The 22,456-nt window shown below is 59.5% G+C and carries 22 protein-coding genes and 1 pseudogene; 8 read left to right on the top strand and 15 right to left on the bottom strand.

Translation table 11 applies throughout. The annotated features are described in order from the left end of the window. Positions 1–87: 87 nt before the first annotated feature. The 7 genes from AYJ54_RS23780 (at position 88) to AYJ54_RS23755 (ending at position 8,863) form a co-directional block, all read left to right on the top strand. A protein-coding gene (locus AYJ54_RS23780; protein ID WP_136623864.1) for an IS3 family transposase occupies positions 88–1,223 on the top strand; the annotation gives its coding sequence in 2 pieces (ribosomal slippage) (positions 88–346 and positions 346–1,223; 1,137 coding nt in all). Positions 1,224–2,155: 932 nt separating this feature from the next. Further along, on the top strand, positions 2,156–3,628 hold the full coding sequence (locus AYJ54_RS23775; RefSeq protein ID WP_063677034.1) for an acetyl-CoA carboxylase biotin carboxylase subunit: 1,473 nt from the start codon (positions 2,156–2,158) through the stop codon (positions 3,626–3,628). Between the two features lies 1 nt (position 3,629). Continuing rightward, on the top strand, positions 3,630–4,133 hold the full coding sequence (locus AYJ54_RS23770; RefSeq protein ID WP_063677035.1) for an acyl-CoA carboxylase biotin carboxyl carrier protein subunit: 504 nt from the start codon (positions 3,630–3,632) through the stop codon (positions 4,131–4,133). Between the two features lies 1 nt (position 4,134). Next, positions 4,135–5,742, top strand: a complete 1,608-nt coding sequence (locus tag AYJ54_RS23765) for an acyl-CoA carboxylase subunit beta (protein ID WP_063677036.1) — start codon at positions 4,135–4,137, stop codon at positions 5,740–5,742. Between the two features lie 155 nt (positions 5,743–5,897). Continuing rightward, positions 5,898–7,433: an acyl-CoA synthetase gene (locus AYJ54_RS23760; protein ID WP_063702631.1), complete on the top strand. Its 1,536-nt coding sequence runs from the start codon at positions 5,898–5,900 to the stop codon at positions 7,431–7,433. Positions 7,434–8,068: 635 nt separating this feature from the next. Then, positions 8,069–8,281: a hypothetical protein gene (locus tag AYJ54_RS49660; RefSeq protein WP_136623885.1), complete on the top strand. Its 213-nt coding sequence runs from the start codon at positions 8,069–8,071 to the stop codon at positions 8,279–8,281. 6 nt (positions 8,282–8,287) lie between these two features. Further along, entirely contained in the window at positions 8,288–8,863 is a 576-nt protein-coding gene (locus AYJ54_RS23755) for a Fic/DOC family protein (RefSeq protein ID WP_063677038.1), read from the top strand. Between the two features lie 58 nt (positions 8,864–8,921). Here AYJ54_RS23755 and AYJ54_RS23750 read toward each other — a convergent pair whose 3' ends face one another. From AYJ54_RS23750 to AYJ54_RS23715, 7 genes and pseudogenes are all read right to left on the bottom strand, one after another. Then, on the bottom strand, positions 8,922–9,218 hold the full coding sequence (locus AYJ54_RS23750; protein ID WP_063677039.1) for a ferredoxin family protein: 297 nt from the start codon (positions 9,216–9,218) through the stop codon (positions 8,922–8,924). Positions 9,219–9,250: 32 nt separating this feature from the next. Beyond that, the gene (locus AYJ54_RS23745; RefSeq protein ID WP_063677040.1) at positions 9,251–10,558 is read right to left on the bottom strand and encodes an FAD-dependent oxidoreductase; all 1,308 of its coding nucleotides are present in this window, start codon (positions 10,556–10,558) and stop codon (positions 9,251–9,253) included. Beyond that, on the bottom strand, positions 10,555–11,682 hold the full coding sequence (locus AYJ54_RS23740; protein WP_063677041.1) for an electron transfer flavoprotein subunit alpha/FixB family protein: 1,128 nt from the start codon (positions 11,680–11,682) through the stop codon (positions 10,555–10,557). Before AYJ54_RS23740 ends, AYJ54_RS23745 begins: the two co-directional genes overlap by 4 nt. A gap of 544 nt (positions 11,683–12,226) precedes the next feature. Then, complete coding sequence (locus AYJ54_RS23730; RefSeq protein WP_063677043.1) at positions 12,227–12,436, bottom strand: hypothetical protein; 210 nt, start codon at positions 12,434–12,436, stop codon at positions 12,227–12,229. A 69-nt stretch (positions 12,437–12,505) separates the two neighbouring features. Continuing rightward, entirely contained in the window at positions 12,506–12,835 is a 330-nt protein-coding gene (gene nifW, locus AYJ54_RS23725) for a nitrogenase stabilizing/protective protein NifW (protein ID WP_063677044.1), read from the bottom strand. Positions 12,836–12,850: 15 nt separating this feature from the next. Next, positions 12,851–14,053, bottom strand: coding sequence for a homocitrate synthase (gene nifV / locus AYJ54_RS23720; RefSeq protein ID WP_063677045.1), 1,203 nt, complete (start codon positions 14,051–14,053; stop codon positions 12,851–12,853). A gap of 748 nt (positions 14,054–14,801) precedes the next feature. Beyond that, positions 14,802–15,922: pseudogene (locus tag AYJ54_RS23715) on the bottom strand (IS630 family transposase). Positions 15,923–15,961: 39 nt separating this feature from the next. Here AYJ54_RS23715 and AYJ54_RS23710 point away from each other — a divergent pair. Further along, positions 15,962–16,219: a LexA family protein gene (locus AYJ54_RS23710; protein WP_136623884.1), complete on the top strand. Its 258-nt coding sequence runs from the start codon at positions 15,962–15,964 to the stop codon at positions 16,217–16,219. A gap of 185 nt (positions 16,220–16,404) precedes the next feature. On the opposite strand, the gene AYJ54_RS23705 is transcribed toward AYJ54_RS23710, so the two are convergent. The 8 genes from AYJ54_RS23705 to nifB all read right to left on the bottom strand — a co-directional run bounded on the left by AYJ54_RS23705 (position 16,405) and on the right by nifB (position 22,434). Then, on the bottom strand, positions 16,405–16,992 hold the full coding sequence (locus AYJ54_RS23705; RefSeq protein WP_063702627.1) for a GNAT family N-acetyltransferase: 588 nt from the start codon (positions 16,990–16,992) through the stop codon (positions 16,405–16,407). A gap of 266 nt (positions 16,993–17,258) precedes the next feature. After that, complete coding sequence (locus AYJ54_RS23700) at positions 17,259–17,978, bottom strand: nitrogen fixation protein NifQ (RefSeq protein ID WP_245315424.1); 720 nt, start codon at positions 17,976–17,978, stop codon at positions 17,259–17,261. 71 nt (positions 17,979–18,049) lie between these two features. Continuing rightward, positions 18,050–18,934 (bottom strand): nitrogenase iron protein, encoded by an 885-nt coding sequence (gene nifH, locus AYJ54_RS23695; RefSeq protein ID WP_063677049.1) that lies wholly within the window; start codon positions 18,932–18,934, stop codon positions 18,050–18,052. Positions 18,935–19,391: 457 nt separating this feature from the next. Further along, positions 19,392–19,742 carry a DUF3024 domain-containing protein gene (locus tag AYJ54_RS52680; protein WP_063677050.1) on the bottom strand — a complete coding sequence of 117 codons (351 nt, stop codon included), beginning with the start codon at positions 19,740–19,742 and terminating at the stop codon, positions 19,392–19,394. After that, positions 19,735–19,995, bottom strand: a complete 261-nt coding sequence (locus AYJ54_RS23685) for a nitrogen fixation protein NifZ (protein WP_063677051.1) — start codon at positions 19,993–19,995, stop codon at positions 19,735–19,737. The genes AYJ54_RS52680 and AYJ54_RS23685 overlap by 8 nt, the downstream gene beginning before the upstream one ends. Continuing rightward, positions 19,992–20,309: a nitrogen fixation protein NifZ gene (locus AYJ54_RS23680; RefSeq protein ID WP_063677052.1), complete on the bottom strand. Its 318-nt coding sequence runs from the start codon at positions 20,307–20,309 to the stop codon at positions 19,992–19,994. Before AYJ54_RS23680 ends, AYJ54_RS23685 begins: the two co-directional genes overlap by 4 nt. A 333-nt stretch (positions 20,310–20,642) precedes the next feature. Beyond that, positions 20,643–20,861 carry a 4Fe-4S binding protein gene (locus AYJ54_RS23675; RefSeq protein WP_063677053.1) on the bottom strand — a complete coding sequence of 73 codons (219 nt, stop codon included), beginning with the start codon at positions 20,859–20,861 and terminating at the stop codon, positions 20,643–20,645. 16 nt (positions 20,862–20,877) lie between these two features. Next, positions 20,878–22,434, bottom strand: a complete 1,557-nt coding sequence (gene nifB / locus AYJ54_RS23670) for a nitrogenase cofactor biosynthesis protein NifB (protein WP_063702625.1) — start codon at positions 22,432–22,434, stop codon at positions 20,878–20,880. Positions 22,435–22,456: the final 22 nt, after the last annotated feature.

Below are 22,456 nucleotides of genomic sequence, written 5' to 3'. Positions count from 1 at the left end.
AGAGCTGGCTCCGGAAATCTGGACAGGGCGATAAGTGGAGTTTCTGCCTGACGGCGGGCAAGATTGTCCCGCGAATCAGGAGAGACGATGAGCAGACGAGCCCGCCGGCACCACGCACCGGCATTCAAGGCCAAGGTAGCGTTAGCCGCAATCAAGGGCGAGATGACGCTGGCCCAGCTGGCTGAGCATTTCGACGTGCACCCGAACCAGATCACGCAGTGGAAGTCCCAGCTTCAGGAAGCGGCGGCCGAGGTATTTGGTGCTGGCGGTGGCAACAGAACGAGCGAGCCGGCGGTGGACGTGAAAACGCTGCACGCCAAGATCGGGGAGCTGACGCTGGAGAACGATTTTTTAGAAGGCGCGCTCAGCAAAGCCGGTCTGCTGAGCGCAAAGCGATGATCGACCGTGAGCACGGCCTGCCGATCACGAAACAGGCGGAAGTTTTGAAGATCAGCCGTGGCAGTGTCTATTATCTACCACGTCCGGTGTCGCCCGCCGACCTCGCGATCATGCGCCGGCTCGACCGGCTGCACCTGGAGTTTCCTTTCGCCGGTTCGCGAATGTTGCGAGACCTGCTGGCTGCCGAGGGGTGCAAGATCGGCCGCCGGCATGTCAAAACGCTGATGCGGCGGATGGGGATAGAGGCGCTCTACCGCCGTCCGCGCACCACCAAACCCGAACCCGGGCACAAGATCTATCCGTATCTGCTGCGCGGGATCGAGATCACACGACCGAACCAGGTCTGGGCAATGGACATCACCTACATCCCGATGGCGCGCGGCTTCGTCTATCTCGCGGTGGTGCTTGACTGGTTCAGCCGCAGGGTGCTGTCGTGGCGCGTCTCGATCACGATGGAAGCCGCATTCTGCGTCGAGACGCTGGAGGATGCTCTTGCTTGCCACGGCAAGCCGGAAATCTTCAACACCGACCAAGGCTCGCAGTTCACGGGCGCCGCGTTCACCGGCGTGCTCGCCAGTCAGGGCATCGCCATCAGCATGGACGGCCGGGGCGCCTGGCGCGACAATGTGTTCGTCGAGCGGCTGTGGCGCAGTGTCAAATATGAGGAGGCCTATCTGCGCGCCTACGACACCGTGTCCGACGCCCGCGCCTCGATCGGCCGATACCTCGACTTTTACAATGGCCGGCGCCCCCACTCGAGCCTTGACCGCGGCACCCCGGATCAAGCTTACTTCAACCCGCTGCCGTTCCGCGCGGCAGCCTAACTCTGGCAGAAGCTCCACTTATCGACGCGGAATTGCTGTTCAGACAACCGAGACCATCTCAGCATGTCGCCGACCAATCGAGCTAACTAGGCGCCATGGTCGACGCCGAAGCCGCAGGAGGTACCAAGGGGTCTTCACCTTCGTTGAAGGCGCGACGCTCAATGACAGCGTTTGTCACCAGCCGGGACCGATTTTTGATCCGTTTGCCAAGCTGTCGGATCCGTGCGCCGTTGCAACCTGGCTCCTGCACGCGAGCAGTTCAGCTTTCTTGGCCTCTTTATGGAGATCGCAGCGATCAAGGCAATCCCTACGGTCCGAATGTCGCCAACTGATCGGCCGACCGGCTCGAGCCGCCCACCACGAAAATCTGCTCAATTTCAGCAGGCGAGCCTATCCGAGGGCTTGAATCACACGTCGCGTCAACTTGTACGATCTCGAACAATACTACGGCGGTTTCTGGCTAGGTCATCGCCACCCATGAGTTGGGGATTCTCAATGTCTCTGCCCGTTCAGCCTCCCACGACACAAGCCCACCAAGGTGAGGTGGCCTCGCTCCAACACTTGACGCGGACACAGCCTATCCAGCAGACCACCCATCTGAGGCCCAGCACATTTGGATTGGCCGCTGTGTCGGATACCCGACAAGACCTTCTCCCTCACCTATCGAACACGATCACCGCCTGACTGCGAACGAGAGTCGTCAGTTCGAGTGATCTCGCCATGTGATGACAGTTTGAGGTCGTGCAAAAGGACGCACCAGTTCGAATTGACTACATCGCGACAAGTTTCGATCGACCATCGTTGGGCTCGTCCCATCCGTCCCGGGGCCATAGGCGGCACGGAGCTAGGATATGCGAGGACGACACGGCAATTGCGGGTCAATCACTCGCGAGCCTCGAAATTCAGCCCCTGATTTTTCGGAGAGTAAACGAATGCAGACGTTTCCATTCGGCACGGTTCTGATAGCTAACAGGGGTGAGATCGCCGTACGCATCATCAAGACGTTGCGCAACCTGGGGCTTCGCTCTGCAATTGTCTACCATGAAGCCGATGCCCGGACGCCGGCTGTCTACATGGCTGATACCGCGATCGCTATTGGCGGCCATCCGCCAATGTCCGCCTACCTCGATTCCGAGCAAATCATTGCCGCCGCTCGCAGCGCAAACGCTGGCGCACTGCATCCAGGCTACGGATTTCTATCAGAGAGCGCGGAGTTTGCCCGGGCCGTTGAATTGGCTGGCATAACATTCGTTGGGCCCACATCCGAAAACATCGAACTCATGGGCGACAAGATCCAGGCTCGCAATTTCGTTCAGGGGAGCGGATTTCAGGTCGTGCCCTCGGCCATCGAGGACGACGATGCATCGACATTCGCGTCAAGGGCGCGGGCCCTTGGGCTGCCTTTGCTCATCAAGCCTTCAGCGGGCGGCGGAGGCAAAGGTATGCGGATTGTACAGGATGTCCGCGCTCTGGATGACGCGATTGCTCAAGCGCGTCGCGAGGCGCGGCGGTATTTCAGGGATGGCAGGCTCTACGCGGAGCGATATGTCGAAAGGCCACACCACATTGAAGTTCAGGTGCTGGGTGACGGCTTCGGAAATGTCGTCCACCTGTTCGAGCGCGAGTGCTCGGTCCAGCGCCGGTTCCAAAAGATCATCGAGGAGACTCCCGCGCCGGCCCTGCCACAAGAGATGAGGAAGCGGCTCTGCGACACCGCCGTCAGTATTGCCCGTAGCATCAAGTATCGAGGCGCCGGTACTGTGGAATTCATCCTTTCGGGAAGCGAGTTCTACTTCCTTGAAATGAATACGCGGCTGCAAGTCGAGCATCCTGTGACCGAGGTGGTCACCGGAATAGATCTTGTTGCGGCACAACTCCATGTCGCCGCGGGACACGAACTTTCATTTTCGCAGTCGGATATCGTCTTGAGAGGTCACGCGATTGAGGCCAGACTGTATGCCGAAGCTCCCGAAGTTGGATTCGCACCGACGACGGGCAAGATACTAATGCTTGAGTACCCAGAAAGCGCAGATGTGCGAATTGACAGCGGTATCGTTCAAGGTCAAGAGATCACGGCGGCATTCGACCCTCTCCTGGCCAAGATCATCGCACACTCTTCAACGCGTTCCGAGGCTACCCTCAAATTGGAACGGGCAATTCGAGAGCTGGTCCTTCTCGGCTGCGAGACAAACGCGAGCTTTCTTGCACATCTGCTGACGGATAGCACGTTTCAGAGCGGAGATATGCATACTGGATATCTCGATGACAACCCAGGCCTCGCCCTTGGATCTACGAGCGACATGTCTCCCTTCCTGGCGGCTGCCGCGCTCCTGACCAGACCGGTTCGCGATTCGGCGGACGCCGTGCCCGCCCTCCACGCAGCTCTTGGCAAGTGGAGAAACTGACGTGAAGCACCTTTTCGAGCTCAATGGCTACAACTGGGAAGTATGGCTTTCACCTTGCCAACAGGGCTATCGGCTTCACTTGCCGGGAGGCACGATTAAGCAGGTCGCGTTCTCGCATCAAAGCGACGGCAGCGGCTTGCTTGTGATTGAGGGCGACGCCATTCCCGTCAAATTCGCGATCGATGGTGACACGATCCATCTGCACATCCGTGGCAGGACGCACAGTTTGCGATACCTCGATCCATTGCGGGCACTCGCTTGCGATGACGCAGCTGCCGAGCATCTCGTGGCCCGCGCACCGATGCCCGGGCTTGTGGTTGCGACTAAGGTTTCGCAAGATGACGTCGTTGCTGCAGGTACGGCGCTCATGCTGATCGAGAGTATGAAGCTGGAGATTGTCATTTACGCTCCGAGGCATGGCAGGGTCGACCAGATTCATTTTAGAGAAGGCGAGAGTTTCGAGCGAGACGCCACGCTGATCACGCTATCCGAGACAGGTCGCTGACATGCAACGGATTGTTTCACGGCTCGACATCAACTCGCAGGCGTTTCGCCTGAACGCACTTCATAACGGACGGCTTGCCGCAGAATTGAAGGAACGCCAGCATTCAACCCGTTTCGACCGCCCCGAGCGAGATCTTGAGCGGCTGCGGCGACAAAACAAGCTGTTCGTTCGCGAACGGCTCGAGGCTTTGCTCGATCCAGAGACTCCGTTCCTCGAGCTGTCGACCTTGGCCGGCAACAAAGCCTATAACGGCGAGGTCCCTGGCGCGGCACAGGTCGTCGGCATCGGCCTGGTAGCAGGTCGGGAGGTCATCATTCATGCAGATGACGCCAGCGTGAAGGGCGGCGCATGGTACCCGCTGTCCGTGAAGAAGCTCGTGCGTGCTTTGGATATCGCGATAGAGAATCGTCTGCCCGTGGTCCATCTGTGCGACTGCGCAGGCGGCTTTCTGCCCTTGCAGGCGGAGTTCTTTGCCGACCGCTATTGCGCGGGTCGGATTTTACGCAACCAATCGATCCTCTCCAGGATGGGGGTTCCTCAGGTCGCGGTGGTGATGGGTCACTGCTCCGCGGGGGCGGCCTACGTTCCGGCCCTTAGCGACTACAACATCATCGTGCAGGGCACCGGAGCGGTCTTCCTTGGGGGTCCCCCGGTTGTAAAGGCCGCCACTGGAGAGGACGTGTCAGCCGAGGAGCTTGGCGGCGCTCACATGCATACGAGCATCTCGGGAACGGGTGACTATTTCGCGACCTCCGAGATGCATGCGATTGCCATCGCACGGGACATTGTCGCCCGCACGACGCGCCCCACGAAAGCGCCGGTTGATCAAACCGCCCCGGAACCACCAGCCTATGATGCAACCGAAATTTATGGAATCATCCCAAGCGATTCTCGCGTTCAGTTCGATATGCGGGAGATCCTTGCTCGTCTGGTCGACGGCAGCCGATTCCACGAATACCAGCCAAGCTATGGCCAATCGCTCGTATGCGGTTTCGCGCGCCTTCATGGATATCAAATCGGCGTACTTGCCAACAATGGCGTGCTTCTAAACGAAAGCGCGCTTAAGGGCGCGCACTTCATTCAATTGTGCGACAAGAACCGAACGCCCCTGCTCTTCCTGCAGAACATCACCGGGTTCATGGTTGGTCGCGAATACGAACGGCGCGGCATCACCAAAGATGGAGCCAAGCTGATCATGGCGCTGTCAGGCGCGTCGGTGCCTAAGTTCACGGTGATCTGCAACAGCTCCCATGGAGCAGGAACATACGCCATGGCCGGACGTGCCTTCGATCCGCGCTTTGTATTTGCGTGGCCACAATCTCAGATATCCGCCATTGGGGCGGAGCAAGCGGCTGGCGTCCTCACTCATGTCAAGGCACGGCAACTGGCTCGTGAAGGTGGACGTCTGTCCGACGAACAACTAGCGGCCATTCGAGAGCCGATATTGGAAGAATATCGCGAGCGGTCGAGCGCTTACTACGCGACTTCCGAGATTTGGGATGACGGCATTCTAGATCCCGTAGACACCAGAAACGCGCTGTCAATCGCCTTGAGCGCATCGCTCAATGCTTCAATCGAAGCGCCACACTATGGCGTTTTCAGGATGTAGCGGCGGATGAGGCTGTCGGCTCGGACCACAGACCCCTCCGCATCGATAACAACGTTACGACAACCGGCTCTTACGCGTTCCATGCGCCGGTACAATCGCCACGTAAGGAGTTGAGGCCCGGCTCGATGTGCCGGTCAACGAAAGCGGGATGACTCATGGATCTTTGCACACTCATTGAGCGCAATGCCGCCTTCGCTCCCAACAAGCCGGCAATCCGCTTCGAGGGCGACAGCTTGAGCTACGCCGACTTTGATCGACGTATCAAACAGACGGCACAAGCCCTTATGACTGCGCTCGGAGTCCATAAAGGCGATCGTGTCGCCGTCCTCAGCCTCAACCGCCCTGATTATCTCGTTCTTCTGTATTCTTGCGCACGGATCGGGGCGATATTGGTTCCGGTGAATTGGCGTCTGGCGCTCGCCGAGCAGAGCTTCATCCTATCCGACGTTAGTGCCAAGGTGCTTGTGCTCGAGCGGGCCTTTGGCGGCCTTCTGCCAATGATCGCGGAAACACTGCCCAAGATCGCGACAGTTGGCTTGGACTTTGCGCCTCCCGGCGGGCGGATGTGGGAATCCCTATTGGACGAGGGGTCGCGCGACAGCTGCGACTCTCCCTCGGACCTGACGGACCCGCTCCTGATCGTCTACACATCAGGTACGACAGGACGGCCAAAGGGTGCGGTGTTGAGCCAGCAGGCCTTACTGTGGAACGGTGTGATGAGCCAGCATATGCACGCCCTCACGTCGGACGACCACGTGCTGACGGTATTGCCGCTTTTCCACGTCGGCGGGCTCAACATCCAGACGACCCCGGCATTACATGTCGGCGCGACAGTTTCGATCCATCCACGCTTTACCCCAGATGCGGCGCTCGACGCGTTCAACCACGGTCGGCCGACATTGACGGTGCTCGTGCCTGCGATCATTCAGGCCATGACCGATAGCGTCAGGTGGCCAACGGCCGATCTATCGTCGCTCCGGGCCGTGTCTGTGGGTTCCACGATCGTGCCGCAGCATCTGATTGCTCGCTTGATCAGACGCGGCATCCCCGTACTGCAGGTCTATGGCTCCACCGAAACGAGCCCCATTGCAATCTACACGAGGCTGGGCGGCGAGCTGTCCCGAGAGGGCTCGACCGGCCTACCGGGACTATGCTGTGAGGCGATTGTCATGGATGATAGCGGCAACGAGTTACCCGCAGGCACACCGGGAGAGATCGGCGTGCGCAGGCCCAACGTTTTGCAGGAGTATTGGGGCAACCAGCAAGCAACGCGTGAGGCACTGCGCGCCGGCTGGTATCGCACTGGTGACATCGCAAGTCGAGATACTGACGGCTATTTTTGGATAAAGGACCGGAAGAAGCGCCTGATCATTTCTGGTGGCGAGAACATCTATCCGGCGGAAGTCGAGCGCGTACTTCTAGACCACCCCGATGTCGCAGAGTGTGCGGTCATTGGTCGACCCCATCCGCAATGGGATGAAGTGCCGATCGCCTACGTGGTCATGCAGGCGGGAACTCGGACTGACGCAAAGACTTTGGTGGCGCACGTGCAATCCCATCTGGCTCGGTTCAAGGTGCCACGCGAGATCATTTTCACGAAAGAACTGCCGCGAACAGCATTGGGCAAGATCCAGCATAGCGTACTTAGTGAACTCGATTCTCGATCCAGCGAGGACGGCGACGCTGATTGAGGATCCAATCTGACGTTTCGTAGCCCATGCTGTGTGCCGATATTGCCTCTCCCCGAGCGCGGCACGCCAAATGGTGCCGGCGGATCAAAACGAACGGCGCGCGGCGACGACGACTACGATTTGCCGAGGTTGACCGACCGAAGGGATTCGCAAGGCGACGATGCCGGTCTACCCGCAAATGCCAGCGCGTCCACTAGACCCAGAGACGCCTTGCACTCGTTTCCTGGAAGGACCGCAAGGTGATCCCACCAGCGATCTAGGCGATCTACCGGACGAGAACGTCGGTGCGGCGCAAGCCGCTCAGACTCGGCGTTTGGCTGCCGAGCGGGGGAGCGCGGCACAAGCTCAATTAAAAGTTGTCTTAAGTGGACACTAACTCTATATTTGTGCAGATTCGGCCCAGTACCGCGTCACACGAAGCTAAATTTCGAAGAGGCCCCCACGGAACCACATTTCTCGCCGAGTCTTTGACATTAAGTGATTGCTGCTGACGTCGCCGGGTCCAGCTGGGCCATTAGCCGGAACTACAAACGGCGGAGGCGACGGCGAGAGCCCTACCGGTACGCAAGTCACGCTCCGCCGCGCGAGTGCGCCGCCTCGTGCGAGTCGGCCCGATCTGTGCTATTGTGTCTAATATGGCATCGAAGAAATCACCCCCGAAATCCCCCCCCAAGAAAGGCAAAGCATCAGGCTTTGTGATCGGCAGTGCACGCTTCAGGAAGATCAGTTCCGTGGAGGGCATCATCTATTCGCCGAGGATGAAAGGCAGCAGCGCAATCGTCGAGAGCAAGGCGCGCACCCCAGAAGAGCGCCGGAAAGCGATCATCAAGGCTTACCGCAAGGCGTAATCCGGCATGTACGATGCTGTGGCCGACGACTACTGCTATCTTGGCACGACCGTCCTGAAGAACAAACTCGATCTCACAGACGCAGATGAGCTCGAAGCCTTCGAAGCGGAAGTAAGCGACGCTAGAGCCGACGAGGAACTCCCGGCCGGCAATCTCGATTTCGCGCACTTCAAGTCCATCCATGAACACCTGTTCCAGGACGTCTACGATTGGGCCGGGAAGATTCGGACCGTTCGCATGTCAAAGGGCGGAAGTATGTTCTGCTTTCCGGAAAACGTCGAGAACCAAGCAAGTAAGCTGTTCGTAGAGCTGAAGAAAGACAAGTTTCTGATCGGACTGGAGCCAGAGACATTTGCCAAGAAGGCAGCCCACTTCCTCTCCGAACTCAACGTTATTCATGCCTTCCGCGAAGGCAATGGCCGCACTCAGCTGTCGTTCTTCCTCCTTCTGGCGGATCACGCTGGGTATGCGATCAATCTTGAGGACCTTGATCCCGATGCTTTCCTCAATGCGATGATTGCCAGCTTTGACGGCGACGAAGAGCCTCTCGCTGCGATCATCAGCGGTCTGGTCCGGCACTAGACTGACCGTTGAGCGCGACCTCCTAAATTTTCCGCTCTATTTCCTTGAAATAGCGAGCTCAGCCGAACTTGAATAGCACTCCGTAACCGCCGCGGGGGTAGCTCCACTCGATGTCGCCATTCTCCTCGCAGATGATCCGGCAAGTGCCACATTCCATGCAGCCGTCGATGGTCACCTCGACCTGCCCCTGGTCATTGAGCTCGTAGCAGCGCGCCGGGCAGGCCTTCAGCAGGGACAAGAGCTGCGGCGAGGGCGTGCCGTGCGGCCGCACTTTGATGTGCGCACGGCCCGTATCCACACGGTAACGATTATAGAACAGCTTGTCCTGGACGCGTACGGGTGGCTCGTTCGACATAGTCCAATCTCCGTCAGTTACCGTTGCTCAATTCAACGCCACGCCCGCACAAAACGGAAAGCGTCGCTGAACAGCCCCCTGCGCGAGCGCGCCGTTACGAACGACTTGAGTGCCAGCTTTTCCTTTTCGACCTTCGGCGTGCCGTCGATGCGCAAAAAGCCCTGCATCGCCTTCGAGAAGAGCTGCGGATAGGTCAAAAAGAAGTTTTGTGACTGCGTATGCATCAGCGCAGGCATATCCTTGTACTTTTTCAGATCCTTCATCACGAAGGACTCATTGAGCATCCTCCTGTACAGGGCGAGATTTTCGGCTGTCATCGGCCTTTTCTGAGACCTGAGCTTTAGGATCGCTTCCGCTGCGATACGACCGGAAGTCATTGCGAGGTTTGATCCCTCGCGATGAATAGCGTTGTTGAACTGCGCGGCGTCGCCGACCACGACCCAGCCCTTGCCGTAGAGTTGCGGGATTGCCTTATAGCCCCCCTCTGGAATGAGATGTGCAGAATATTCTTTCACCTCCGAACCTTCTATCAGCGGCGCGACTGAGGTGTGCCGCTTGAACCGCTCGAGCAGCCCGTAAGGTGTCTCGGCAGCCGACTCAAAATCGGCGATGAGACATCCGATCCCGAGCGAGATACATTCCTTGTTCGTATAAACAAACGCCATACCGGTCATGCCGCGCGTTATGGTGCCTGCGGCTTCAATCACGGCGCCTTCATCACCTTTGAGATTGAAGCGTGCCTCGATAGTCTCGCGCGGCAGGAAATGCATTTCTTTCACCGCGAGCGCGACGTGCGCGGGATTCGGCCGCTCACGCAGGCCGGCGCGCGCACCGAGCAGGCCGTTGACGCCCTCCGCCAGGACGACGACGTCGGCATGGATCTCGCCGTCGCGGCGATCGGTCCGAACGCCGACCACGCCGCCGGAGGTATCCCGAACAAGCTCGGTCACAGTGGTTTCGCACAATACCGTGGCGCCGGCTTCGCGAACTTTCTGAGAAAACCATTTATCGAACTGGGCTCGAATGATCGTATAGCGGTTTGGTCTCTCTTCATTGAAGTCATCTGAGCGGTAGTGCAGGCCGGTGTGCGAGTGATCGTCCATCATCCAGAAGCGCTGCTCGACCAGGTTCCGCTCGAGCGGGGCGTCTTCGCGGAAGTCGGGAATCAATTTCTCCAGCATGTCAGCGTAAAGGATCGCACCTTGTACGTTCTTGGAGCCAGAATACTCGCCGCGCTCGAGCTGCAACACCTTCATGCCATTCTTGGCCATCGTGAGCGCCGCCGCGTTTCCAGCCATGCCCGCCCCAACAACGATGGCGTCGAACTTTTCATCGATCATGACGATGCTCCTGCAGCTTTCGATCGGCCACGCGATTCGCTCATCAGCCGCGCGCGAAACGCCGCGGTGAGCGGCGGCAACAGGCGGATGGCGTCGTCAACGATGCCCATATGGGCGAAGTCAAAAATCGGCGCATTCTTGTCGGTGTTGATGGCGACGATGAGATCGGCGCCTTCGACGCCGACCCGATGCTGGATAGCCCCCGAAATGCCCGCTGCAATATAAAGCTTGGGCCGAATGGTCTTGCCCGTCTGCCCGATCTGGCGGTCGGCGGTGGCCCACCCCTTTTGCACCAGCGGCCGCGAACAGCCATACTCGGCCTTCAGAACGGTCGCGAGCTGCCGAACCAGCTGAAAATTTTCCGGCGATCCAATGCCCAGGCCGCCGGCAACGACTATGTCAGCATAAGGAAGGTTGGATTTCGCGGAGTCCCGATCGGGCAGAAAGGAGAGAACTTTTGTGACGATATCGTCTTCGCGGAGGTCCAGTGCATGGGTGATGACCCGACCGACGGGACGCGCGGTGCGTTCGGGCATCGGCATCACGCGGGGACGGACCGTCGCCATCTGCGGCCGGTAGTTCAGCGTGTAGATGGTGCAAAGGAGCGAACCGCCGAACGTCGGTCGTGTCGCGGCAAGGGAGCCATCGGCGTCAACGTCGAGTCCCGTGCAATCGGCGGTGAGCCCGGTGAGCAGAGTGGTCGCGACCGAGCCCGCAAGATCGCGGCCGAGGGTGGTTGCGCCTAAGAGCAGTATCTCCGGCTTATGTGTGTTGACGAGTTCGGTCAGCGCCTTGGTGTAGGACTCATTGCGATAGTCAGCCAAGATGTTGTTCGCGACCAGGTACACGAGGTCGGCGCTGTAGCCGAACGACATGGCCACGGCCTGCTGTGTTGCGACGCCTTCCGGCCCGATGACAACAGCGGCAAGATCGACCTTGAGCTTGTCCGCGAGCCTGCGGCCGGCGCCCATCAATTCCCAGGAGACGGGGTGCACGACCCCGCGCTCCTGCTCAATAAAGACCCAGACGTGCTTGTAGGCCCTGAAACGCTCGGGCAACTCTTTCTTCGTCGCGGCACGGCCTGCTGCGGCGGCCGGAGCGGGAGTTCTGGATTTACTGCTCATGGTACTTCTTCCTCTCTAAGGCCCGCGCAAGTGCCGTGAGCTCCAGCTTCGTCCACCTTCTGAAGAGCGCCTCGAGGAATGCTTCGGGCGGCCGCTCGCCACGTTCGGCCTGCGCGCAAGCGGCGCCGACCGCACGGGCGGACTCGAGTTGGGCCCGCTCGGCCCCTCGCGGAACCGGCCAAGGTTTACCGGTTGCGGTTAAGTGCTGGCCGACGTTTACAGGCCTATCACCGGCGGCCAGGTAGCAATCGGTCACTCGCATGGCGCAACTAGCCCCGAAGATGCGCGCCTTGGGCAAATACACATCGGCCGCAAGTGGACCCATGGTCCACGAGGTCGCCTTGCCGCGGGCCTGCCCGGAGCGCCACAAGGATGGACCGCCCGCAGGGGACGACAGTCGTATGCGCTCCTGGCGCAGTATAGGATCGGTCACGGGCAGCATTCCTGCCCGAGGGGAGTGAGGCAGCTGTTGCTGCAAACAGCGGTGCGCATGCGCTTCTCCAAGCTTAGCTGCGCATAGCAGACAGCAAGTGTCGTACCAAGTTTACATGTCTGGCAAATCCTGCGCGGCTATAGGATCTTGCGTAAGCCGCTCATCGCTCGCCTGCAATTGGGTAGCGGCGCCGACAAGCGGCAGACGTCGGAAACACGACAAGGCCACGGCGATCGCTGAAACCAACGTCGTCGAGAACGCGACATGCCCATCTCCCGCCGCAACTTCGATTGACTGATCGATGCCTTCACGCGCACGCATTAAAGATCCGGTGAGCTAAGTTGGCCTGGAATTGAGGATGGCGTTCCAAGCGCAGGCAAGTCAGCCCGTTCACTTCAAGGCGTCGAGCTGAACGAGAGCTTGAGCTTCTTTCGGCCGTCGACTCACGGCGTCCTTCAGAACCTTGAACACGCGCTGGTCAATTGGAGAGGAGGTGACGAAATCAGCATAAGCCCGCTCCAGCACTTCCTTGCACCGTTTCGCTACAGCTTCATCCGGCGCGCCAGTAAAATCCTCGGCTTCGAGATATTGTCCCATGCGTCTTAGAATGTGGAGCCGTGCAACATTGACCACTTTCGGGTCGTAGTCGACCTCCAATATCGCAAAGATTTCCTCGGCCGCCGCAGCCTTGTCCAATCGCGCGAGGATGCCATCAACCATTTGCTGTCTCCGTCATCACCTTTGTACCGAAGCGCCGTCCTGGAAGCAGCTGGGCGGCGGGCGGTCGCGGACGTCGTGCCAGATCTTTATCACGGTCTCTCGCGTGACCGCCCCCTTGCACTCGACAGCATGCTTGCGGACCCGGGCAAGGACCGCCCTCGCTTGATCGTCGGTCGCCGATAGTTGCAGTTCGGAGAGCAGCGCCGTGATGGCGGCGAGACCTGAATGTTTGCCGATCACGAAACGATTGGAACGACCAAGCAGCCGTGGGTCGAGTGCCTGATAGGTGCGCTGGTCCTTCAGGAGACCATCGACATGTATGCCCGATTCATGGGTAAAAACATGCTCACCGACGATCGCTTTATTGAGTGGAATCGCGCGAACGGCGGCCGCCGCGACCACGGCCGCGACGTTCTCAAGCTCCGACAGTACGACGCCCGTGTCGCGGCCATAAAGCTGCTTGAGCGCGACAGCGACCTCTTCCAGCGGCGCGTTGCCGGCGCGCTCGCCAAGGCCGATCACGGTGACGGACGCATGTGTCGCGCCCGCTTTTATGGCCGCGAGCGTGTTGGCCGTCGCAAGACCGAGATCGTCATGGCCGTGGAATTCGAGCTCGAGATCGGTGGTGGCGCGTAGCGCCGAGACCATGGCAAAGGCCGTATCTGGGTCGAGTACGCTGAGCGTGTCCGCGACACGAAAGCGGCGTGCGCCTGCGCCGCTTGCCGCAGCCAGCAATTCGATCAGGAAATTGACGTCGGCCCGCGAGGAGTCTTCCGCGCCGACTGAGACATCAAGCCCCTTCTCACGCGCATAGCCGACGACCCGCCTCACCTGCTCCAACGCAGCCGGGCGGCCGCCCCCCAGCTTGGCCGCAATTTGGATGTCGGAGGATGGAATTGACAAATTGACCATTGACACACCGGCGCTGAGCGCTGACTCGACGTCAAAAGTCCGCATCCGGCACCAAGCGATGATCGTCGCCGGCAGACCGGCTTCGACGATAGCCCGGACCGCGCCGATCTCTTCTTGGCCCATGGCCGGCGTACCGGCCTCGATCTCGTTAATTCCGGCCCGCGCCAGCGCCCGGGCGATGGATTCTTTTTCTGCAGCCGTAAAGGCGACACCAGGCGCCTGCTCGCCATCGCGCAACGTCGTGTCGTTCAGGACGATCGGTCGCGGCGGCGCTTTATCGGACTGCATCGCAGCATCGAAGCTCATCTCAGGTCAATACTCCACTTTCTCTGACGGCGAGCAACCGGCATGCCAGATCACGATAGAGTTTAGACGCTCGAACATACGGAGCCGTTCGGAGGGACTTTGTCGCGAAACGAACAACGTCGGCAGCGCACCAGCTCAGATCTGCGTCGCTTGCGGGCGACATTGATGATCATGTCGAACCTGGATCCTCGTGGTCGGGCCGGTCCTCCGTGGTTCCTGCTCATTTCATGCTACCTCGATACGAAGACTCCTGATCGGACGGCGGCTCTAGCCGACGGGTCCGACCCACCAGAGTTTTCGCGCGGCCCCCCTTCAGAACCGATTTCTTCTTGAAATTGCGAAACTTCGGGATCTAGGGATGGGCTCCGCTAGCCTCCTCGATGCACGTCGAGCCGCCCTGGGCTGGCGAGACCAGAACGGAACGGACCCGACGCCATGAACCAACAAGCGCCGAGTCCGCTCCGTGCATCACGCGACGACTTAAGTGATGCAGTCAGGACTATGGCAAGCACCGTGCCATACTGGGCGCTGTAAGGTCGCTAGGTTCTGCATTGCGGTGCCTTTCGCTTGTTGTGATTCGCACGCCAAGATACGTCAGGTGAATTGTCACCAATGTTACAAGCCCCGCATTGATGAGATCGCATCGACTGATCTGAACGGCTCGGACCAAGCGCGCGCCGTCCCCCTCTTGACCGAGCAACTGGAGATGCCCGCCTGCGAATGCGCAACTAGTACCTCTGCACAGTGATTATGACTCTTTGGAAGTGTCGGGATAGGCGCGGCCCATTTTGGTGCGCGCCTTGTCTGTAGTGAACATTCATTTGATGCGGGAGCGTGCGGCATTCCTCTGCCGTTCCCAGGCGGCGAGTTCGCGGCGCAGTCGCTTGGGGTTGTCGATCCTGCGGTCGAGGCACTGTCCCCGCAAGACGCCGATCTCGATCTCGACCATGTTGAGCCAGCTTGCGTGCTTGGGGGTGTAGTGGAACTCAAGTCGTCGCAAAATCCGTCTGGCTTCGGCAGGCGGGAACGCCTGATAGAGGGCGCCGGCAGAATGGGTTGATAGATTGTCCTGGACGACCCGGACGGTCTCGGCGTCGGGATAATGGATATCGACGAGTTCGCGCATGCATTGGGCGTAGTCTTCTGCCGCACGCCGCTCGGTGACTTTGACCTTGCGCCAGGGACGATGCACATCGAGCAGGACGAAGAGGTTGACGGTGCCATTGCGACGATACTCGTAATCGTAACGTTCGAGCCGGCCGGGCTCGGCGGGGATTGGCTGACGCGCCTCGCCGATGAGCTGCACCGGGCTTTCATCGAAGCACACCACCGGGTGATCGGGGTCGGGCGCCTCGGCGTAGAGATCGAGCACGTCTTCCATGCGAGCGACGTATTCGCCGTCGACCAGCGGAATGCACCACATGTCCTTGCGCCAGGGCTTGAGGTCATTTTCGGCCAGACGCCGGCGAACCGTCTCGTGGGACAGGCTCTTGTGCTCGGTGAGCTTGACCATCGCGCCTGCCAGCAGCTTGAGCGTCCAGCGGGCACGGCCCGCCGGCGGACCGGCACAGGCGGTCGCCACCAGCAGAGCCTCTTCCTTGCCCGTGAGTTTGCGCTCAGCGCCGGGACGGGGCTCTTCGCTCAGCGCTCGCTCCAGATTGCCTTCCACGAAGCGTCGCTTGGTCCGGTACACGGTCGAGCCGCTCACGCCAACGCTCCTGGCGATCTCCTCGTCGCTGGCCCCGGCATCGGCAGCCAACAAGATCTGTGCTCGCTTGAGCCTGCGGGACGCATGCTTGCCGCCGCCGAGCAGCGTCTTGAGTTGGTGCGCTCGACTTGGCTCAGTTCGACCCGATATCGTAAATTCATGCCTGCCTCCTTCGAGGCTCGCACGAACAACTGAATCGGATGGCCGGCGTGAGTCCTTCGGCAAAAACCTTCACGCCCAAACAGGGGCAGTACCTTGCCTTCATCCACCTCTATACGCGGCTACACCGCAGACCGCCGGCGGAAACCGACATGCAAGAATATTTTCGCGTCAGCCCGCCCTCGGTTCACCAAATGGTGCTGACGCTGGAACGAGCTGGCCTCATCAGAAGGCAGCCAGCGACGCCTCGCAGCATCGAGGTGCTCGTTGATCCCAAAAGCCTGCCGGAACTAATCTGACTGCCGCACAACGCAACCCGTCAAAATCACTGTGCAGAGCTACTAGCTGGCGGCACTCTCGCCCATGCCTACGCTCGCAGCTGTTGGTCGAAAGGACGCTGACCAATTCTGGCGTCTTCACCTTGTAAGGTATGAGAAGGTCCTAGTTGTCGCTGCTGGTGTGTATCCTCGCCAAAGGATTCCGCTCAAGTCGGCAGTCGCAACATCGGCGTGAGCGGCGGCGAGGAGCCGTGTTGTATCTCGCCAATGATTTTGAAGCCGTGGCGTCTGTAAAGCGTTATGTTTTGCGGATTTGAACTCTCGAGATAGGCGGCGACGCCTTCTTCATCACATCTTCGAAGCGCGTGCTGCATGAGCTGCGAGCCAAGACCTTGTCCGGCCCAGTTCGGGTCGGCGGCGATGAGGGGCAGATACCAATGCGGCTCTGGCGGATGATGTTCAGCCATTCCGTTGCGAAGACAGGCCATATCCTCCGCAATCTCCGGACGCAGAGACCGCTCCATGAGCGCGTCTAGCGCCGGCTCATCTTGCTGCACGCCGGGGGGCAGCCATAGGGCTGCGGCCCGGAGGCCTGCTGCGATGTAGGCCGTACCATTCTCGAATGCTCGACCGCCGCATGCGACGACGAACTCCGGCATACTACTGAGATATTGGTTCGAGTCCGGCCAGCTCCAGCGTGCCAATGGATCGGCTTCAAAGCCGAGCACGATCGTCCAGACGGTGTTTACTCGCATCTCCACGTGCGCAGATTTGATCTCGCACTCCGCTATCATAGTGTCGTTCCCATTTTTTCGGTCCAACGATCCGATCTAAAACCCAGAGCACAGCACGGGAGCCGCCGCATCAGGGACATCCGGCGGCTGCAGAAACGAGGCTCGCAGCGCGAGCAACCACTTGATCGGATGGACCATCTCAGAAGGCTGCCCTGGACCGCGTCCCCACGAGATGGGTTCATGATCGAGTAACGCCGTCGTGATGTCGCGTTCACGTGGAGGCCAATGATCAGTGGGCCGCCTCGATCGCCAACTGTCGCCCTATGTCAATGACTGGCGGCTTTGACATGCTCCTCGACGTCGCGCATAAATTCCCGGCGGCGCTCGGCCATGCGGCTTTCGCCACTCTCTTCGCCGAAACAAAGATCGAAATCATTGCATTGCGTGCACACCGGTGTCGTGCACATCACCAGGCCATCGTCCTCGCACAAGGTGCGATAGATGAAGCGCTTCCATCGCATATTTTTCGTATTTCGTGCAGCCAGTGGTGCGAAATGGCGTGTCAAAAGACGCGACAATTCAGCCCGCTGGCGCAACCCGAGATCCTCCCACAGATGGTTCGCCTCCATTGCGCGGCGCGCAATCATGGCAGCGAGCCAGCGGCTGACCTCGCCTTCAGTCGATCGCTGCGCGAGCAAGAGGTCGCGCACCATGATGATCTCGTCCTCGTAAGTTAAGCCCGGCTTAGTCGTCCGAGCGACCGGCCAAACGGGCCCAGATGGGAAGTATTTGGCGCGAAGCTGATCGAGCTCCTGCTCAACCAGCCCGACCTTCTCGGAAAGAGGCCCACCATCCATCGCGGCGATGGAAAGGACGGAGGCGAGCACATGACGATCAAAATCGCGATCGTCGGTTAGGTCGGCATCCGTGGGATCGCAGCCGACCAGAAGACGGTAGAATTCTATTCCGACGTCCCGACCTTCCGTAGAAGAGCTAGCCAGCGAGGGTGACGCTTCGTCCAACGAACTCGATCGCGCTGCGGTCACCTGCGACTCCGCTCGATTTTCCTGCATCTCATGCGACTGTGATTGCCCATCTTTGGGGTGTCCGCGACCACCTATTGAGCGGCGAGCTCGGCGGCGGTTTTGCCCACCTGGTCCTCATCGATCGGCTTCATGATGCCGTGCTCCATCAGCATGTCTTCAAGTTCGTCCATGCTGATAGGGGTCGGAATGATACCCTTGCCGCCATTGTTGTGGATTCTCGTCGCGAGGTTGCGATAGTGATCTGCCTGCTTGGAGTCGGGGGCGTATTCCAGCACCGTCATTCGGCGCAGCTCCGCGTGCTGCACGATGTTGTCGCGCGGCACAAAGTAGATCAGCTGGGTTCCGAGCTTCTTGGCAAGCGCTTCCGCCAGCTCCAGCTCCTTGTCTGTTTGCCGCTCGTTGCAGATCAGCCCGCCGAGGCGAACGCCGCCGGAACTGGCGTACTTCAGAATGCCCTTGGAGATGTTGTTGGCGGCATACATCGCCATCATCTCGCCGGACATCACGATGTAGATCTCCTGGGCCTTGTTCTCGCGGATCGGCATTGCAAACCCGCCGCAGACGACATCGCCGAGCACGTCGTAGGACACGTAGTTGATGTCCTCATAAGCCCCGTTCTCTTCCAGAAAGTTGATCGAGGTGATGACGCCGCGGCCGGCGCAGCCGACCCCCGGCTCCGGCCCGCCGGACTCCACGCAGAGGATGTCCTTGTAGCCGACCTTCATGACGTCCTCGATCTCAAGGTCCTCGACGCTGCCGGCGTTCGCCGCCAGGCTCAAGATCGTGTCCTGTGCCTTTGCATGCAGGATCAGTCGGGTCGAGTCCGCCTTGGGGTCGCACCCGACGATCAGGATCTTATGACCCATCTCGGCAAGCCCCGCCAGCGTGTTCTGTGACGTCGTCGATTTGCCGATACCACCCTTGCCGTAAAACGCAATTTGTCTCAGTGAAGACATTCTTGTTCTCCATCCAGCCCACTGCCGATGATTTCGCCCGTACTTCAGCGATGTTGAAGCTCTTTAAGCGGCGCGTGGACGGCTTTCGGGAAGACCGATCTCGCCGCCACTGACGAGGGCACGTCCTTGAGTCCTGCTCGCAGTAGCGAGTAGCAAGCGGCGTGCCATTCTCCGAGTGGGCGCTACGCGCGTCATCATGACAGTACGACGGAGATGAAAGCTCGTCGAAACGCACAGATGAATTGCTTGTGTCAGATGTACGACAGGGGAACGTGAGGCGGTCTTGTTGCCACTGCAAGCAGCGCAGATCGCAAATCGCCTGGTCAATCGGAGCGAGTTCAGACTCAATTCATATCGGGCGGCACAACTAGCCCTGTCGACAAATATCGATCCGACATGCGGCGTCGCCGAGCCCAACAGCTCGATTTCGAGCAGCCAAGACCGTCGTACGGATTTGTTATGGCCAGAATGCGCGCTCGGGATCGGCGCTCAAGAAGTCGGCGGCGGCCTTTAGGCACTTGTGCGTGGAGTAGAGTTCCCAAAGGCTGTTATCGTGATTCTTACGAAACAGCTGCCAGCTTGCGCTCCTGCAATCGTGGCGCAGGAGCGCGATATCGATGAGACCACCTTCCATGTCGATATGGCGTGAGCAGCATGGACTTTCGATCAAGTAACCACCCGGAACGCCAGTCACTCTCGGTGACACATAACGGTAGTACTCACGCGTGTCCAACGTTCGTTCGATACGTCTACGATCAAGATGATTAGGATGTGCCGGCCGTACGGGCTCATGAACCGCCTCAGTCATCAGCTCCACCTTCCTGGATCGGTGCAATTTCTTCTTCGAGACAACCGATGACAAGTTGCTTGCCGAACTTGACGAGATAGATTGGCAAATTCGCTTCGGCGTGCTGCGCAATCCGGACGACCTCGCCGACGTCGCCGACGCTGACCAGAACGCCTTCCGGCGGTGCTTCCGGCAATGAGCCGTCATTGACCAGCCCAACCTTTGCCTTGACTTGCTGGCCAGACTGATACTTCGGTCGCCTGCGTTCGATCATCGACAAATAGCTCCGGGCAAAGGCCGTTCCTCGGCGTCCTCATTCGCCAAGACCAGATCGAGCTCCTTCCGCCTCATCCCGACCCGGTGCCCGGTCCTGACAAATTCGACGCCGTAGACGTAGAATTTCTGCAGGAACGTGCCGATCGAGATCACGTAGCCGATCTCTCCCTTCTTCGCCAGGATGTCGCCGACCTGCTTGCCAGCGTAGGTGCCGTCGTTACGGATCGTATACTTGGCCCGGACTTTCTCGCCGCAATTGAAGAAGGGCGCCGACGTCAACTCGACGACGTCATCATCAGCCATATTGCTCATGTTCAACTCTCTCGGCCTCGGTTTGCGCTCGCAGCCCACGTGGAACAGGGTTCAGGCGGCGACGTCTCGCTCACTGTCCCGTCGCGCACTGAAACGCGTGTCGGTCGTCGGCGGCACGGGTTGAGCGAGCATTTCCTTGCACTTGTGGAATAGGCCAAGCAGCCATTTCAGCGAGCTCTCTCTCCACATCTGGTCCTCGACCGGCTGCATGGCCGGCAGATTCAGCTTTGATGCTGCCGCGTTCAACGGCGCGGGCGTCCTATCGACCGCAGTATTGGCTGGTCTCACTTGTTCCGTGCATGGGAAAGGCCCGCCCCTCATAGCCTATTGCCCTCAAGAGGCGTAGCGCGGTCGCGCCATGTCAAGCACGCAAGTGTTGTCGACCGGGCAGACCGCCACGCACTGCGGCTCGTCGAAATAGCCGATGCATTCGGTGCATTTTTTTGGATCGACCACGAAAATCCCGCCTTTCTCCGAGATTGCGACATTGGGACACTCCTGTTCGCAAGCAGAACAGCCCGTGCACTGCGAGGCGACGATCTTGAACGGCATTGTTTTGCTCCCCGCCTCACGCCGCTGAAATAATGGAGGCGTGCGCGGTCGCGGCCTCGCCACGCTCCACATGCTTAATCTCGCCGGTTTTAACCCTGTCGAGATAGCGCTTGAACCAGGCGATCGCCGACTTTTCGATAAACGCATGGGCGTATTCATCGACTGGCTCAATGCCAGCCTTGATCAACTCGGCTTTGGGGCAACCGCCGATCCTCGCGACGAAGACCGCGTGGCAATCGTTGATTGCGCGGATAATGGTTGGGAGCCGATCTTCCTCGGCATAGCCGCCGCCGCAATAGAGCTGGACGGGGCGATGGCCCACGATCTTTGCGCCTGTGGCGGATAGTTCGTAGATCTGGAACTCCTTGGCGTGGCCAAAATGTTCGTTGATCAGTGCCGAGCCTTTGGTCGCGACCGCTACCAGCACCTTTACGGCGTCGGCGCAATCCGCGAGCTCCGCAAGCTGCCGACGTGTGGCCGCAACTTTGGCATGGCGCACATTTTCGACCCTGGCCTGATAGGCCTTTCTGGCCTCCACATCGTATTTGTGCCCAAGCGCCGCGATCCGTTCGGTGGTGAACTCGGCTCTGCGGTCATCACCCAGGAGGCCGACTGCGTCGGCACGACATTGGCGGCAGTGCCGCATCATTTTCATCTCCCCTTCGCAACTATCCTGCAGCGTCTTCAGTTCCCATGCCGTCGGACCACGCTGCCCGTTCAGGCCAAACACCGTGCCATGCTCTGGCGAAGAGATCAGCGGCATTATGTTGTGCAGGAACGCTCCGCGCGCTTTCACTTCCTTGTTGACCTCGACCAGATGCCTGTCGTTGATCCCCGGGATCATGACCGAGTTGATTTTGCAGAGGATGCCGCGCGCTGCGAGGACGCCAAGCCCCTGGAGCTGCCGCTCGATCAGGATCTTTGCGGCATCAATGCCGACATGACGCTTGTGCTTGTAGAATATCCAGGGGTAGATCCTAGCGCCGACATGCGGATCGATCGCGTTGATGGTGATTGTGACGTGATTGACGTTGCATTTCGCGATCGCATCCACGTGATCCAACAAAGCGAGTCCGTTGGTCGACAGACAGAGCTTGATGTCGGGTGCGACCTTGTTGACGAGCTCGAATGTCTTGAAGGTTTTTGCCGGATTGGCAAGTGGATCACCCGGGCCCGCGATCCCAAGCACCGTCAGCTGTGGAATTGTGGAAGCCACAGCCAGCACCTTGTCCGCCGCCTGCTCAGGCGACAGCTTCTCGCTGACGACTCCCGGGCGCGACTCATTGGCACAATCATATTTTCGGTTGCAATAGTTACACTGGATATTGCAGACCGGCGCCACCGCGACATGCATTCGGGCATAGTGATGGTGTGCTTCCTCGCTGTAGCACGGATGATTCTTGACCTTCTCCCAGATCTCGGACGTCAGATCAGCCGAGACTGCGTGCGGTGTACAGCCCGCCATTCCGCCAGCGCCGGTCCCGCTGCAACTCATGCGCTCCGTGAAGGCCTGTCTGGCTTTACCCATGGTGGCGCTGCCATCCGATGCCTTGCGTTCCGCTGACACGTCCATATACCCGGTCTCCATAGAGGGT

It is taken from the genome of Bradyrhizobium centrolobii (assembly GCF_001641635.1).
In the GTDB taxonomy this organism is placed as follows: domain Bacteria; phylum Pseudomonadota; class Alphaproteobacteria; order Rhizobiales; family Xanthobacteraceae; genus Bradyrhizobium; species Bradyrhizobium centrolobii.
Note: the sequence above shows the minus strand (reverse complement) of the source record. Positions and strands in the feature narration are given on the sequence as shown.